The organism is Streptomyces sp. NPDC002643 (genome assembly GCF_053592555.1).
The window spans coordinates 1-14066 of sequence record NZ_JBSFVY010000016.1 but is presented as its reverse complement, the minus strand read 5'-3'; the positions used below and the strand labels follow the sequence as shown (position 1 = coordinate 14066).

Here is a 14066-nt window from a genome sequence, read left to right as displayed (position 1 = left end):
CATGTCCGCCGACCGCTCCCCCACATCCCCGTCCCGTACCTTCGAGGACCTCGTCGCCGAAGGGGCCGCCGTGCCCACCGACGGGTGGGACTTCTCCTGGTTCGAGGGGAGGGCCACGGAGGCGCGGCCCTCGTGGGGGTACGCCCGGCTGATGGGCGAGCGGCTGGCGGAGGCGTCGGCGGCGCTGGACATCCACACCGGTGGCGGGGAAGTGCTCGCCTCCGCCCCGAAGCTGCCTCCGGTGACCGTCGCCACCGAGGGCTGGCCCCCGAACGTCGCCAAGGCCACCGCCCTGCTGCATCCGCGCGGAGCGGTGGTGGTCGCCTGCCCCGAGGACGCGCCGCTGCCCTTCGCGGACGGCGCCTTCGACCTGGTGACAAGCAGGCACCCGGTCACCGCGCGGTGGACGGAGATCGCGCGGGTGCTCAAGCCGGGCGGCACGTACTTCGCCCAGCATGTAGGGCCACGCAGTGTCTATGAACTCGTCGAGCACTTCCTCGGCCCGCAGCCGGACGCCGCGGGCCATCCGCGGCATCCGGAGCACGAGCGGGCGGGGGCCGAGGCCGCGGGGCTGGAAATCGTCGATCTGCGGGCCGAGCGGCTGCGGCTGGAGTTCTACGACATCGGTGCCGTGGTCCACTTCCTGCGCAAGGTGGTCTGGATGGTGCCCGGGTTCACCGTCGAGGGGTATCTGTCCCAGCTCCGTTCCCTGCACGAGCGGATCGAGGCCGAGGGCCCCTTCGTCGCCCACAGCAGCCGCCATCTCTTCGAGGCCCGCAGGCCCACGGCCCCCTGACCCCGCGCGGGCCCTTCAGGCGTGCGGGCCGACCGTAACCTTCCCGATCGCCAACTCGGCCCGCGCCTGAAGCGCTTCCCCCACCCGCCGCGCCCACTCGCCCACCTCCCGCTCCTGTCGCGCGGTCAGCCGCCCCAATGGCTCCACCGTCACGGTCGTACGACGTCCCGCGCGCCGCTGGTGCCAGACGCCCGCGACGACTCCGTCGACCAGCAACAACGGATAGTTGCCGGCCTGACCGCGCGCCAGCGCCCGCTCGTACGCGGCCCCGGGGAACAACCGTTCGCGGGGCTGCGCGGCGATGCCGTACGCGTCGAAGTAGGGCAGCAGCCGTACGCCCTGAAGCAGCGGCCCCGGCTCCTCGGGGAAGTCGGTGTCGCCGGTCACCACCCAGGCGGGCTCCCCCTCGAAGTCGACCTTCTCGATCTCACCATCGGCGGCCAGCGACGCGAACAGCCGCTCGGCCCAGCCGCCGGGAGCCGCCGCCCACTTGGCGAAGTGCCGGGCACCGGCGGGGCCGTAGGCGCGCAAGTAGTGCCGTACGAGGGTGGTGAGACCGTCGGCCGGGTCCGGGAGCGGGGTGAAGTGCGGCGGCCGGGTGTACGTGGCCTTGCGGCCACGGTCGGGGGCGAAGCAGAGGGCGCCGGACTGGCCCGCCCGGTGCATGATCTGGCGCCAGCGCGGCCAGAGGTCCTGGAAGGCGGGCATGACCCGGTCACCGGCCCACGGTCCGGTGCGGGCGACGACCTCCTCGCCCAGTTCGTCGAGGGTGAGCGTGGCCCCGTCCAGGGCGGCGCGGATCGCGGCCACGACCTGTTCGGCCTGCTCCTCGCTGAGCCGTACGTCCGGTGGGAAAGGGCTCGGGCCGGACGGGATCGCGGTCAGGGCGGCCGTCCAGAAGGGGAGGTCGGCGGTGGGCAGCAGATGGACGGTGCCACGCGGCCCGTACGTCTTGACCAGCGTCCGTTCCTCCCACAGCGCGGCCCGTACGTCCGCCCGCGTGGCCTCCTCGGTGCGCACCCCCACCGACAGCTCGGCCGCGGACAGCACCTGGGCGTGGGCGCCGAGCATGGCCCGGACGACCTCGGCGAGCGGTGTACCGGCCGGGGCGGGGGCCGCCAGGAACTGCCGTTCCATGCGCCGAGCGCACGCCTGTTCCCAGCCGACCTTCGTCCTGCCTGCCGGGCACGCCGTGCCCGGCGTGTCCGGCGTGCCCTTGGTGCCCGTCCTCGTCGTCATGAGGGTGACGCTAGAGCCGTAAGAGGTCGGATTCTGTCCTCCATACCGGCCAGACGGGTGTCCACATCGTTATCGGCCTCGGCTTGGCTTCGCCGCACGCCCTCACGTAGGTTCAGACCAAGGTAATTCGCGTGAGCAAAGCTGCGCGGGCGGCACCGCGCAGTGGAGGGGGCTGCGCGGTGCGCCGACCGGAAAGTCGTCGAGAAAGGGCGTCAAGCGCGCGTTCCAGGCCCGCTTCACCCGTACGAGGGTGCTCCACCCCTCCCCCGCGACACTCGCACAAGAATGCGCAAACCCAATGGTTCCAGCAGGATTCCGCCCGTTCCCCTTGGAATCCGTCGCGATCCAGCCATGATCACCACGCGATCACACCCAGAATGAACGCTTCCGCACTCACCGCCACGCTGTCATCTGACTCCGCAGAGTAGTTGTAGCCCGCCGATGCACGCAGCATCACTCACAAAGGGTTATGGTGGAAGCCCCCCCCTCGGGCCGGTCCGTCTCCCCCCCACGGACCGGCCCGTTTTTTGTGCGGTCAGGGGTGCCGCGTCAGGAGGCCCGGGGGCAGCCCCGAAAAGGGGCGCGGGGCTGTGTCGAATTGCGGCTCCGCCGCGTGGGCGCGAGAAACCACGACGAACCCGCACCCCGCAACGCACAGAACCCCCCGAGCTGAGCCCGGCCCAGCCCTCAACCCCTTGGCAGACCCGGCCCCAACCACCGGTAAGCTCGGCCCCCCAAGGGAAGGGACCGCATTCACGTGAACCTGCGCGACAAACTGCGCGGCCTGCTGGTCAAGGTCTACGCACGCAGGGTCGAGGGCCACCTCGACCACGCCCAGGTGCCCAAGCACATCGGCGTGATCGTGGACGGCAGCCGCCGCTGGGCGAAAGCAGCGGGCTCCACGACGGTGCAGGGCCACCAGGCCGGCGCCGACAAGATCGAGGAGTTCCTCGGCTGGTGCACGGAGACGGACGTCGAGGTCGTCACGCTCTGGCTGCTCTCCACCGACAACTTCAACCGGCCGCAGGAGGAACTGGTCCCGCTCCTCGGGATCATCGAGGACACCGTCCGCTCCCTCGCCGCCGACGGCCGCTGGCGGGTGCACCACGTCGGGGCGCTGGACCTGCTGTCCTCCGGGATGCAGCGCACGCTCAAGGAGGCCGAGGAAGCCACCGCGGACATCGACGGAATACTGGTCAACGTGGCCATCGGGTACGGCGGGCGGCAGGAGATCGCCGACGCCGTACGGTCGATGATCCTGGACGCGCACGACCGGGGCACCTCGATGGAGGAGCTCGCCGAGAAGGTCTCCGTCGACCTGATCGGCAGCCACCTCTACACCGTCGACCAGCCCGACCCCGACCTCGTGATCCGCACCAGCGGCGAGCAGCGGCTGTCCGGATTCATGCTCTGGCAGACGGCCCACTCGGAGTACTACTTCTGCGAGGTCTTCTGGCCGGCCTTCCGTAAGGTCGACTTCCTGCGCGCCCTGCGTGACTACGCGGCGCGACACCGCCGCTACGGGGGCTGACGCTCCGTATCCATCCCCGCCTGTCGGCGGATGGCGTTCGCGGCCCTTCCACGGATGGCGTTCGTATGGCCCGCGCATTGCGAACCGGGCGCAAATCACCCCCATTTGGGCAGAAGTAACGAGGAGTTCACCGGGGCGCCGTCGTACTGCGTGGCATGGCGGCGCATGTTCGAGGGCATAAGCCAGTCAGGTCGACACCCGAACCACGGGTGTCGGATCTCAGCGGGCGGCTCGGGGCCGTCCGCCCGGGAGGCCCTTTGCACCAGCCCGATCGTGCGGTCACAGCACGGACGAAGCAGCGGAGGGCCGGTCCTCGGCCCGTGCAACGGCGCCGACGACCGGCCGTTTGTTCGCACCCTGTCTTTCCTGGGTGCTTTCCCGTCGCTCCCCGACCTCATCCGAGGGGGTACGTCCTTCCGTGGTGACCAGCACAAAGCGCCACAAGCCAGACCGGCGCACCTACGTCCTCGACACCAGCGTCCTGCTGGCCGACCCGAATGCTTTGAGCCGCTTCGACGAGCACGAGGTAGTGCTTCCGATCGTCGTGGTGACGGAGCTGGAGGCGAAGAGGCACCATCCCGAACTCGGCTATTTCGCCCGGCAGGCCCTGCGGCTGCTGGACGAGTTCCGGGTGCGGCACGGCCGTCTCGACGCCCCCATCCCGATCGGGGACCTCGGCGGGACCGTCAGGGTCGAGCTCAACCACTCGGACCCCAGCGTCCTGCCGACCGGCTACCGCCTGGGGGACAACGACTCCCGCATCCTCGCGGTGGCCAGGAACCTCCAGGCCGAGGGCTACGACGTCACCGTCGTGTCGAAGGACCTGCCCCTCAGGATCAAGGCGTCGTCCGTCGGTCTCCTCGCCGAGGAGTACCGGGCGGAACTCGCCATCACGGACGCCTCCGGCTGGACCGGAATGTCCGAACTGACCCTGCCGGGCGAGCAGGTGGACATCCTCTTCGAGGAGGGGTCGGTCTTCGTCCCCGAGGTGAGCACGCTCCCCGTGCACACCGGTCTGACGATCCAGTCGGAGCGCGGCAAGGCCCTTGGCCGGGTCACGCCCGAGGGCAACATCCGGCTCGTACGCGGCGATCGTGAGGCGTTCGGCATCAAGGGCCGCAGCGCCGAGCAGCGCATCGCGCTGGATCTGCTGCTCGACCCGGACGTCGGGATCGTGTCGATGGGCGGCCGGGCCGGTACCGGCAAGTCCGCGCTGGCGCTCTGCGCCGGCCTGGAGGCCGTACTGGAGCGGCGTCAGCACCAGAAGGTGATGGTCTTCCGTCCGCTGTACGCGGTGGGCGGGCAGGAGCTGGGCTATCTGCCGGGCTCCGAGGCCGAGAAGATGAGCCCCTGGGCGCAGGCGGTCTTCGACACGCTGTCGGCCGTCACCTCCCGGGAGGTCATCGAGGAGGTCACCGCACGCGGGATGCTCGAAGTCCTGCCGCTCACCCACATCCGCGGACGCTCGCTGCATGACGCGTTCGTGATCGTGGACGAGGCGCAGTCACTGGAGCGGAACGTCCTGCTGACCGTGTTGTCCCGAATCGGCGCGAATTCACGGGTGGTTCTGACCCATGACGTGGCCCAGCGGGACAATCTGCGCGTCGGGCGGTACGACGGTGTCGTCGCCGTGGTGGAGAAGCTGAAGGGTCATCCCCTCTTCGCGCACGTCACGTTGACGAGGTCCGAACGCTCCCAGATCGCGGCACTTGTGACCGAAATGCTGGAGGACGGGCAGATTTAGTCCCGACTCCTGGGATTCGGCCTCATCTCCCAGGATGTGACCCCACTTCCTGGGACTTGACCCCACTCCCTGGGGTTCGGCCACAACACATCGGCGCCGTCCGGCAAAAGGCGTAGCAGCCTAGCCGGGCGGCGCCTCGGCGTGTGCGGCTTTCCGACAATCCCCTGCGTCAAACGAGGTGTGACCTTTCACACGTACACCTGAATTGCCTCGCGGCGTCGGGTTACGGCAGAGTCTCATTTCTGTCAGGCCCCGCATACGACACACCTGTACCGCCAGCGGTACGGAACAGCTTGAGCACCACGGTCAACTCCATAGCGTCGTCGTATGCCGCCCGCTCACCACGCGGCGCTCCCCTCAGGGGAGTTGCCCACCGGGCCCGCGCCTCCGTGACCCCGCAGTTGGGAGGCCAGCGCCAGGGGCACGATTGCGTCCGCCAGGGTCACCGAGGCGGGCGACGCTGGAAGGAAACCGTGTGAGCCGGATTTCGGTCCGGGGATTCGCAGTGGCCTCGGCCACCGCGGTCACCGCAGTCGGAAGTGTCGTCGGCGTTGCCTCCGGCAGCACCGCGCAGACCGCTGACGACGCCGAGGCTGTCGCGAACGACACCACGTTGCTCGCCGACATACCCGTGGGCCAGCAGGCCCAGGTGCAGACCGCATCCCTGACTGCGCAGGCCGACGCCCAGGCCATCGCCGCCGACGCGACCGCCCGCAAGGACGCCGAGGAGACCGCCCGTAAGAAGGCGGCCAAGGACGCGGTGGCCAAGCAGGAGGCGGCGAAGCAGGCGGAGGAGGAGCGCAAGGCGAAGGAGGAGGCCGAGGCCAAGGCCGAAGCCGCCGGGTCGCTCGGAGACCTTCCCACGCAGAGTTCGTACTCCATCGCCGAGATCCAGGCGATGGCCAAGTCGGTCGTCGCCAGCGACCAGTGGACCTGCTTCAGCAACATCGTGGACCACGAGTCCAGCTGGAACTACAAGGCCGTCAACCCCTCCTCGGGTGCCTACGGTCTCTTCCAGGCGCTGCCCGGTTCCAAGATGTCGTCCGTCGGCGCCGACTGGCAGACCAACCCCGCGACCCAGATCAAGTGGGGCCTCAACTACATGGAATCGCGCTACGGCAGCCCCTGCGGCGCGTGGTCCTTCTGGCAGGCCAACCACTGGTACTAGCCACTGGTACTGGGCCGCCCCGCCGGGCTCATGGCCACCACGGCCACCACCGCCGAGCCCGGCGGCCGCTCAACCTCACGCAGCCCCTCACCGTCCTTTGGTGAGGGGCTGCGGCCATGTACGGTCATCACGCCCCGGGCCGCGACCTCCGGGGTGAGCGGTGAACAGCGGAAGCAACGGGGGAAGAGGGCGGAACATGTCGCGAGTGCCTGAGTGGCTCGGCAGACTCGGCGCGGGGCGACGAGGGTCACCCCGCTCGGGGGGAGCCGAGGGCGCCGGAGAGGCCGAGCGGGACGTCGAGGCGGGGGCCGGGGCCCACGAGGGTGAGGGGGCCGAGAGACGCGGGGACTCCCCCGGCGAGGCCTCCGACCAGGAGTCGTTCGAACCCGTGTACCCCTCACGGCCCGATCCCGCGTCCGTCGTGCCCTGGGGGATGCGGGTCGCGGCGGAGGCCGGGTGGCGGTTGCTCGTACTCGCGGGGACCCTCTGGGTGTTGATGCGGATCATCAGCTCCGTACAGCTGCTGGTGCTGTCGTTCACCACCGCGCTGCTCGTCACGGCGCTGCTCCAGCCCACGGTGGCGCGGCTGACCCGCCATCGCGTACCGCGCGGTGTCGCGACCGCGCTCACGGCGATCCTCGGGTTCGTGGTGATGGGGCTGATCGGCTGGTTCGTCACCTGGCAGGTCATGGAGAACATCGACGACCTCTCCGACCAGGTCCAGGACGGTATCGAGGAGTTGCGGCGCTGGCTGCTCGACAGCCCCTTCCATGTCACCGAGAAGCAGATCAACGACATCGCCGAGAACCTCCGTGACGCGATCAGCGACAACACGGACACCATCACCACGGCGGGCCTGGAGGGCGTGACCGTCATCATCGAGGCCCTCACCGGCATCCTGCTGACGATGTTCTCCACGCTGTTCCTGCTGTACGACGGCAAGCGGATCTGGCAGTGGACGCTGAAGCTGGTGCCGGCGGCGGCCCGCCCCGGTGTCGCCTCGGCCGGACCGCAGGCCTGGCAGACACTGACCGCCTATGTGCGCGGGACGGTGATAGTGGCGTTGATCGACGCCATCTTCATCGGCCTGGGCATCTACTTCCTGGACGTCCCGATGGCCGTCCCGCTCGCCGTCTTCATCTTCCTGTTCGCGTTCATCCCGCTGGTGGGCGCGGTGGTGTCCGGCGCGCTGGCCGTGGTGGTCGCGCTGGTGACCCAGGGCGTCTTCACGGCCGTCATGACGCTGGTCGTGGTCCTCGCCGTCCAGCAGATCGAGGGACACATCCTGCAGCCCTTCATCCTCGGCCGGGCCGTACAGGTGCATCCGCTGGCCGTCGTGCTGTCCGTCGCGGCGGGCGGCATGGTCGCCGGGATCGGGGGCGCGGTCGTGGCGGTGCCGCTGGTGGCGGTCACCAACACGGTGGTGGGGTCGCTGCGGGCGTACTCGCGCGAGCGGGAACGGGAACGGACGCGCGGGCTGCGGGGCGGACGGCAGGGCGAGAGAGCGGGCTGACGGGGCCGAGGGGCCGCAGGGGCCGCAGGGGCCGCAGGGGCCGCGGAGGCTAGTCCTTGGCGTGGTGGAGGAGTACGACGCCGTTGCCGAAGGTGTGGGTCTCGATGAGACGCAGGCCGGTCGGGGTCATGGTGTCCGTCTCCGCGAAGAGGCGCCTGCCCCGGCCGATCATCACGGGGTGGATGTAGAGCCGGAACTCGTCGATCAGGTCGTGCCGCATGAACTGTTCGGCGAGTACGGCACTGCCGAGGCAGAGATCGCCGGCGCCCTCCTGGGCCTTGAGTGCCTTGATGTCGTCGACGACGAGGTCCCGCACGATCGTCGTGTGGTACTCGGCCCGCTGGAGCGTCCGGGAGAACACGATCTTGGGCATCCGGCGCCAGATCGCGGCGAACTCGGCGACGGGGGCGGAGACCTCCGGGTCCCGGTCTGCCGTGGGCCAGTACTCGGCCATCATCTCGTGGGTGATCCGCCCTTGCAGGAAGGCGTCCATGCCGCCGAGTACGTCGTTGAAGTGCGCGTGCAGTTCGTCATCGACCCTGGACCAGTCGAGCTCGCGGTTGGGTCCCTCCATATAGCCGTCGAGGGACAGGGACATCACCAGAACGATCTTTCGCATGCCGACGGCTCCCGGGTGCAGAGGCTGAGTACTCACAGATGAGGATCGCGTGGGAGAGCGCCCGCCGCACGGACTTGGGCCCGGCGGCGTGTAATTCGATCGCCCGGGCCGGCGTGGAAGCCTAGGGTTCGCCCGGATGGACGAGTGTTCGAGAGGGCGAGAGGGCGGGGCGGGCTTGTCGCTGGAGGGCCGGGAGGAGGACGGGGACGGGGTGACGGCGCTCGGGGTGACGGCCCTCGGCGTGGCCGCTCAGGGCGACGACGCGGAGACCGTACGGGCCCTTCTCGACGCCGGTGCGGAGGTGAACGGGCGGTCGAGGGGCGGGCTGACCGCGTTGATGCTGGCGGCGGCAGCGGGGGCCCACCACGCGGCGGAGGCGCTGCGGGAGGGCGAGGCGCATGTGGCCCTGCGGGACGAACTCGGGCGCAGCGCGCTGGACTTCGCGGAGCGGGGCGCCGAGCGGCACCCGGACGAGCCCGGGTACTGGATCATCGTCACGGATCTGGAGAAGTACTTCGGCAAGCGGGCCGGTTTCGCCGAGGTGATGGCGCGGGCGCTCCGGTTCGGGGACGCGGACGGCGACATGTGGACGCGGGCGCTCTGGACGCTGGACGGCCGAGCGGACGACGAGACGGTGCAGGGCGCCGCGGAGGCCCTCAACAGCCCCCGGGCGCCCGAGCGTTACTTCGCGGCGGATCTGATGGGGGTGTTCTGCCTGTGGAACGCCTCCCTGCGCAACGGCAGGCACCGGACGCGGCAGGCGGTGGGGCTGCTCCGGGCGCGGCTGGCGGTGGAGGAGCATCCGGTCGTTCTGGCGCGTGTGATCCGGGGGCTGGTGCTGCAGACGGGTTTCGCCGAGGACGCCGCCGGGATCATGCGGCACGCCGCTCATCCGCATCACGAGGTCCGTGCGGCGGTCGCGTACGCCGCGGAGGGCTCGGCGGGCCCCGAGGACCACGACATCCTCCAGGCCCTCATCACCATGGCGCGCGATCCTTACGCCGAGGTCCGCCGCCAGGCCGTGGCCGCCCTGACCCACGTGGCCGACTGGCCTCCGGCCGTCCGCACCGCCCTGCGCCGGGCCGTTCACGACCCCGACCCGACGGTCGTCCTGGACGCCGCCGGCGCCCTCGGCCACCGCCACCCCGAACGCCCTCTCCCCTTCCGGGCCCAACAGATCCTCGTACGGCACTATCTCGCCCAGTGCCACGAAGCCCGCTACCACAGTGCGGCGTACCGGGTGATCAAGGGGTGGACGGAGGAGCACTACTGGGATGTGCGGGATTCGTTGCCGGAGTAGGGGTGTGGTGCCGGTTTCGGGTGTGGGTGTCGGTGGTGGTGTCAGCTCTGGCCGGTGTCGGTTCCGGATGTGGTCCTCGGGAAGGAGATCTCCACTCGGCGGTTCTTCTTGCGGCCCTCCTCCGTGGAGTTGTCGGCGATCGGGTAGTCCTCGCTGTAGCCGCGTACCTCGAAGGTCAGGTTGCCGTCCAGGTCGGCGGCGAGGAGGCTGTGGACGGCGTCCGCGCGCTTCTTGGAGAGGGTCAGGCCGTGCTCGTAGGAGCCGAGGTCGTCGGTGAAGCCGAAGACCCGGACCTTGGTCGCGTTCTGGGTCTTGATCTCCTCGGCGATGGCCTGGATGCGGGAGCGGGCCTGGGGGTTCAGCGTCGAGCTGTCCTTGGGGAAGAGGACTTCCGCCTGGAGCGCGAAGGTGACGGTCTCGTTGGTGTCCTCGCGGCGCTCCTCGCCGCCGAGGTCCTCCACGACTGACTTGATGTCCAGGACCTTCGCCGGGGCCAGCGTCGCGCCGTCGGCCAGCTGCAGGCCCGGACTGTTCGCGTCCACTTCCGGGGGCGGGGAGGTGCTGACCGAGCCCGGGGGTTCGCTCGGGTCGTCGGCGGCGTGGGCGGCCGGGGCGGCGAGGGTGAGGGCGGCCAGTACGGCCACGGCGACACCTAGCGTTGCCGAGCCCCTTGTGGCGGCTCGTGGGGTCAGGGCGACCATGGTCACTCTCCCTCGGAGAGTTCGATCGTGGCGGGGGGCATGGAGCCGACTTGGAAGTCGACTTGGGTGGTGGATTCTGGGGGGGCGGGGAATTGGGCGAACCAGTTGGTGGTCGCGCCTTGCACCAGTGCGCCGGTGAACCGGGTGCACAGGCAGCGCCCTTCGGTGTCACGAAGGATGAGGTACTTCTTCTTGCCCGTCTGGTCGATGAGACTCGCACCCGCTACCGAGCCGCCGTTGTTGACCAGTTCACGCTCTTCGCCGCGCCAGTCGGCGGCGACCCAGGACCTGCTTCCGTTGTTCGTCACTGTGCCCTCGACCGTGACGAAGCCTCCGTCCCCTCGGACAGCAGAGGTGACCTTGAGCGTCAGGTCGTCGCCCTTGACCTCGGCCAGCACCGAATCCGCAGCCGGGGCCTCGGTGTCCTGCTTTTCGTCGTCGGCCGTCGACTCGTCGGTCTTGTTGGAGGGAGCGGACGACGACTCGGATTTCGAGGACGTGTCGTCCTCCCCTCCCCCGCCACAGCCGGCCACCGTGAGGACCAGCCCGGTGGCGATCGTCACCGTGGTCAGAGCCCTACGGCCCTTCATGGTGTACCGGAACTTCATGGGAACAGCTTCCTCTCACTCGGCCAGACGCACTGAGAACATCACGGACGCGTCGGGAAGGTCGTCCGGATCGAAATTTCCGGGGTCGATGTCAACCGGCTCCCCGTCGCAGTCCAGCGCGACGGGCTGCGTGGGATCTGCGGTCGCATCGAAGTCGCAGCGGGGTTGGATGACGGCGGTGGCCTGGGCCTGCGCCGTCATGCTCTCGGTGCCGGGGATGATCGAGTCGCCGACGGTGTAGTCCGTCTCGACTGCCACTCGGAAGCCGGGGAAGCCTCCCACCTCGGTGGGTACGGCGCCGCCCTGGACCGTCGAGTTGTTGGCTGCCGCCAGTTCCTCGGCCGCCGTGGTGGCCTCCTCGGCGGATAGCCCTCCGGCAGGCAGGTCCAGCCAGTCCAGCCACTCGTCGTCGCCCGCGTCGATGGCGTCACCGAGGTCGAGCAGCAGTTCTTCCCGCGCCTCCTGCGCGGCTGCCAACGCCGCAGCGTCCGCCGCGGATTGAGCACCACTGCGGGCGGACGCTGCCTGGGCGAACGCGAAAAAGGCCAACATCACGAAGAGGAGAATCGTCGTCAGCCAGATGTAGATGGGGAGCGTGGAACCTCTGTCGCCGAAGGGCTGTGGCGAGGTCAGCCTCCGCCGATGACACTGTTCACGGCATCGAAGATCGCAGTCGAGATCAACCCGTCCAACCCCAGACCGTCGATCATCACAAAGATCCCCGCAACGATGATCATGATTCCCGCGTACTCCACGAACCCGGCGCCCGCGTCGCGCTGCTTCCCCCGCATTCGGGAGATGACGGTCGTCTTCCAGGTCCCGAAGCGGATTTTCACCTTCATGGCGGTTGCCTTCCCGCGCGATGTCGACTCCAACCGGATCACTGTAGGTGAGGCGGCACGTACTGGGGGTGGGTCCGGGGACCCACCTTCGGGAGGGGGAGGGGGTCATCGGGGCCACCTCCCGGGGGTCGTGCCGAGCCAGTGGGCGATGGCTTCGCTGCGGGTTGAACTGTGCAGTTTCGCGAAGATGTGATTGATGTGATTCTTGACGGTCTTCTCGCTGATGAAGCAGGTGGCGGCGATCTGACGGTTGTTCATGCCGGACGCAATGAGGTCCATCACCTCCACCTCCCTTGAACTCAGGCCGTAAGACGGTCGGTTCGAGCGGTCCAGGATGCGAGGACGATGCGGTGACGCATGACCCTGGCCAGCCTTTGGCGACTGTGACATAGATGGTTGCAGATGCGAAGAGCGGGCGTGACCTTCTTGTGAAGGTTTGTAGGAAACGCCGAGGGAAGTTGAGACAGAGGTGGAGAGGGGGCGCCGACCCTGCCTCAGGTCCCTTACCGACGCGATCAGTTCGGCCGCCGTGAACTCGCCGTGGACCAGGTAGCCGGACGCGCCTCGGCGCAGGGCCTCGGCCACGACCTCGGGTTCCGTGCTGTAGGTCAGCATCATCACCGGGGAGAGAGCGGCCAGTTCGGGGAGTGCGGTGAGGCCGTCCGTGCCGGGCATGCGGACGTCGAGGAGGGTGATGTCCGGGTGGGTCCGGGTTGCTTCGCTGATCGCCTCCTCGCCGTTCGTCGCCTGGGCCACCACCTCGATGTCGGGGTGCACCCCGAGCAGGGCGGCCAGGCCGGCGCGGACCACCGGGTTGTCGTCCGCGATCAGTACGCGGAGTGCCTGGTCCGGGGTCCGGTCCTGGTCAGGCATGGGCGGACTCCTGTCGGGGGGCTCGGGAGGGGTGGGACGGGGTCAGGGGGAGGGTGACGGTGACTTCCGTACCCGCGGGGTCCGAGCGCAGGTGGAAGGTCGCGCCCATCTGTTCTGCCCGCTCTCTCATGCCCAGTACTCCGAAGTGGCCTGAATTCGGTGCCTCTTCGAGAGTGGTCGGGGACGGCAGTCCCACGCCGTTGTCCTTGATCGTGAGGTGGACGGTGGTGGGGGTCGCTGTCACGTTCACCTCCGCCCTTGTCGCCCTCGCGTGGCGGTGGATGTTCTCCAGGGCCTCCGTGGTGATGGCCAGAAGGTGCCGCGTCGCTTCCGAAGGGAGGGGGGAATGGGGTGACTGGGGAGGGTGGGGTGGGTGCGGAGAGTGCGGTGTCGTTGGGGTGGTGGCTGTGGGTGGCGTCGTCGTGGTCAGGTCCGTGTGGCGGCGTAAATCCGTGAGGAGGTCTCGGGACTCGGCGGCGGCTGTGCGGGCCGCCGATGCCACGAGGGTCGCCTGTTGTTTCAGTGTGGCCGGGTCGGGGGCCGGGCCGTCCGCCGAGATGGTCAGGGCGTCCGCCGCCAGTGCCAGGCCGTGGAGGGTCTTCGCCACCGAGTCGTGGAGTTCGCGGGCCAGGCGGGCGCGTTCCGACTCCACCGCCTCGGCGACCGCCAGGCGGGACGTCGCCTCCGCCAGGGCCTGGGTGGCCGTACCGAAGCGGAACAGCAGGTTGCGCAGGGTTACGCCGATGATGCCGGCCGCCACGCAGAAGCCGGCGATGAGCAGGGTGCTCGCGCCTGCGCCTGGGCGGTGTTCCCAGGCTCGGTGGACCGTGAACAGGACGGCGAGTTGGAGGCCGGTGAACACGCCTGCGCCGCGCCAGCCGTAGAGGAGCCCGGAGAGGAGGGGGGTGCAGACCGTGGCGTAGGCCAAGGGGGAGGCCGGGGAGGCGGTCAGGAGGAGCACCGCGCCGAAGAGGAGGTCCAAGGCCATGAGGGTGGGGTGGGCCAGGAGACGGGGGGCTACGCGGGGCCAGTCTCTGAGTGGGCGGTTCGTAAGGTGATGTCCGTTTCTGGCTGGGGTTGGGGCAAGGTCGCTGGTGGAGGGTGGGTCGGCTATTGCTTCCTGGCGAAGTTG

Annotated in this window: 14 protein-coding genes; 6 read left to right on the top strand and 8 right to left on the bottom strand. The window is 69.4% G+C overall.

What is annotated here, in order from left to right; translation table 11 throughout:
* Position 1 precedes the first annotated feature (1 nt).
* A complete protein-coding gene (locus tag ACWD4G_RS24270; RefSeq protein WP_451296698.1) occupies positions 2 to 796 on the top strand; it encodes a class I SAM-dependent methyltransferase in 795 nt (264 codons plus the stop codon).
* A gap of 15 nt (positions 797 to 811) precedes the next feature.
* Here ACWD4G_RS24270 and ACWD4G_RS24265 read toward each other — a convergent pair whose 3' ends face one another.
* Positions 812 to 1933, bottom strand: a complete 1122-nt coding sequence (locus tag ACWD4G_RS24265; protein ID WP_451297047.1) for a winged helix DNA-binding domain-containing protein — start codon at positions 1931 to 1933, stop codon at positions 812 to 814.
* An 859-nt stretch (positions 1934 to 2792) separates the two neighbouring features.
* Between ACWD4G_RS24265 and ACWD4G_RS24260 the strand changes: the two genes are divergently transcribed.
* The 4 genes from ACWD4G_RS24260 to ACWD4G_RS24245 all read left to right on the top strand — a co-directional run bounded on the left by ACWD4G_RS24260 (position 2793) and on the right by ACWD4G_RS24245 (position 7991).
* A complete protein-coding gene (locus tag ACWD4G_RS24260; protein ID WP_451296696.1) occupies positions 2793 to 3566 on the top strand; it encodes an isoprenyl transferase in 774 nt (257 codons plus the stop codon).
* Between the two features lie 418 nt (positions 3567 to 3984).
* Positions 3985 to 5310 carry a PhoH family protein gene (locus tag ACWD4G_RS24255; protein WP_451296695.1) on the top strand — a complete coding sequence of 442 codons (1326 nt, stop codon included), beginning with the start codon at positions 3985 to 3987 and terminating at the stop codon, positions 5308 to 5310.
* Between the two features lie 475 nt (positions 5311 to 5785).
* A complete protein-coding gene (locus ACWD4G_RS24250; protein WP_451296693.1) occupies positions 5786 to 6478 on the top strand; it encodes an aggregation-promoting factor C-terminal-like domain-containing protein in 693 nt (230 codons plus the stop codon).
* 196 nt (positions 6479 to 6674) lie between these two features.
* Complete coding sequence (locus ACWD4G_RS24245; RefSeq protein ID WP_451296691.1) at positions 6675 to 7991, top strand: AI-2E family transporter; 1317 nt, start codon at positions 6675 to 6677, stop codon at positions 7989 to 7991.
* A gap of 49 nt (positions 7992 to 8040) precedes the next feature.
* Here ACWD4G_RS24245 and ACWD4G_RS24240 read toward each other — a convergent pair whose 3' ends face one another.
* Positions 8041 to 8610 (bottom strand): dihydrofolate reductase family protein, encoded by a 570-nt coding sequence (locus tag ACWD4G_RS24240; protein ID WP_451296689.1) that lies wholly within the window; start codon positions 8608 to 8610, stop codon positions 8041 to 8043.
* A gap of 175 nt (positions 8611 to 8785) precedes the next feature.
* On the opposite strand from ACWD4G_RS24240, the gene ACWD4G_RS24235 reads away from it, so the two are divergent.
* Positions 8786 to 9910 (top strand): HEAT repeat domain-containing protein, encoded by a 1125-nt coding sequence (locus ACWD4G_RS24235; protein WP_451296687.1) that lies wholly within the window; start codon positions 8786 to 8788, stop codon positions 9908 to 9910.
* A 41-nt stretch (positions 9911 to 9951) separates the two neighbouring features.
* On the opposite strand, the gene ACWD4G_RS24230 is transcribed toward ACWD4G_RS24235, so the two are convergent.
* From ACWD4G_RS24230 to ACWD4G_RS24205, 6 genes are all read right to left on the bottom strand, one after another.
* Positions 9952 to 10617, bottom strand: coding sequence for an OmpA family protein (locus tag ACWD4G_RS24230; RefSeq protein ID WP_451296685.1), 666 nt, complete (start codon positions 10615 to 10617; stop codon positions 9952 to 9954).
* Positions 10614 to 11219 carry a hypothetical protein gene (locus ACWD4G_RS24225; protein WP_451296683.1) on the bottom strand — a complete coding sequence of 202 codons (606 nt, stop codon included), beginning with the start codon at positions 11217 to 11219 and terminating at the stop codon, positions 10614 to 10616. Before ACWD4G_RS24225 ends, ACWD4G_RS24230 begins: the two co-directional genes overlap by 4 nt.
* A 15-nt stretch (positions 11220 to 11234) precedes the next feature.
* Complete coding sequence (locus tag ACWD4G_RS24220; protein ID WP_451297045.1) at positions 11235 to 11852, bottom strand: pilus assembly protein TadG-related protein; 618 nt, start codon at positions 11850 to 11852, stop codon at positions 11235 to 11237.
* On the bottom strand, positions 11849 to 12061 hold the full coding sequence (locus ACWD4G_RS24215; RefSeq protein ID WP_451297043.1) for a hypothetical protein: 213 nt from the start codon (positions 12059 to 12061) through the stop codon (positions 11849 to 11851). Before ACWD4G_RS24215 ends, ACWD4G_RS24220 begins: the two co-directional genes overlap by 4 nt.
* Positions 12062 to 12166: 105 nt before the next feature.
* Positions 12167 to 12934 (bottom strand): response regulator, encoded by a 768-nt coding sequence (locus tag ACWD4G_RS24210; RefSeq protein ID WP_451296681.1) that lies wholly within the window; start codon positions 12932 to 12934, stop codon positions 12167 to 12169.
* Positions 12927 to 13922 (bottom strand): sensor histidine kinase, encoded by a 996-nt coding sequence (locus ACWD4G_RS24205; RefSeq protein ID WP_451296679.1) that lies wholly within the window; start codon positions 13920 to 13922, stop codon positions 12927 to 12929. Before ACWD4G_RS24205 ends, ACWD4G_RS24210 begins: the two co-directional genes overlap by 8 nt.
* Between the last annotated feature and the right edge of the window lie 144 nt (positions 13923 to 14066).

What these genes read in the sequence shown, in the direction of transcription:
- ACWD4G_RS24270 (WP_451296698.1), top strand. Translation starts at nt 2, where the DNA reads ATGTCCGCCGACCGCTCCCCCACATCCCCGTCCCGTACCTTCGAGGAC.
- ACWD4G_RS24265 (WP_451297047.1), bottom strand. Translation starts at nt 1,933, where the DNA reads ATGGAACGGCAGTTCCTGGCGGCCCCCGCCCCGGCCGGTACACCGCTC.
- ACWD4G_RS24245 (WP_451296691.1), top strand. Translation starts at nt 6,675, where the DNA reads ATGTCGCGAGTGCCTGAGTGGCTCGGCAGACTCGGCGCGGGGCGACGA.
- ACWD4G_RS24240 (WP_451296689.1), bottom strand. Translation starts at nt 8,610, where the DNA reads ATGCGAAAGATCGTTCTGGTGATGTCCCTGTCCCTCGACGGCTATATG.
- ACWD4G_RS24225 (WP_451296683.1), bottom strand. Translation starts at nt 11,219, where the DNA reads ATGAAGTTCCGGTACACCATGAAGGGCCGTAGGGCTCTGACCACGGTG.
- ACWD4G_RS24215 (WP_451297043.1), bottom strand. Translation starts at nt 12,061, where the DNA reads ATGAAGGTGAAAATCCGCTTCGGGACCTGGAAGACGACCGTCATCTCC.
- ACWD4G_RS24210 (WP_451296681.1), bottom strand. Translation starts at nt 12,934, where the DNA reads ATGCCTGACCAGGACCGGACCCCGGACCAGGCACTCCGCGTACTGATC.
- ACWD4G_RS24205 (WP_451296679.1), bottom strand. Translation starts at nt 13,922, where the DNA reads ATGGCCTTGGACCTCCTCTTCGGCGCGGTGCTCCTCCTGACCGCCTCC.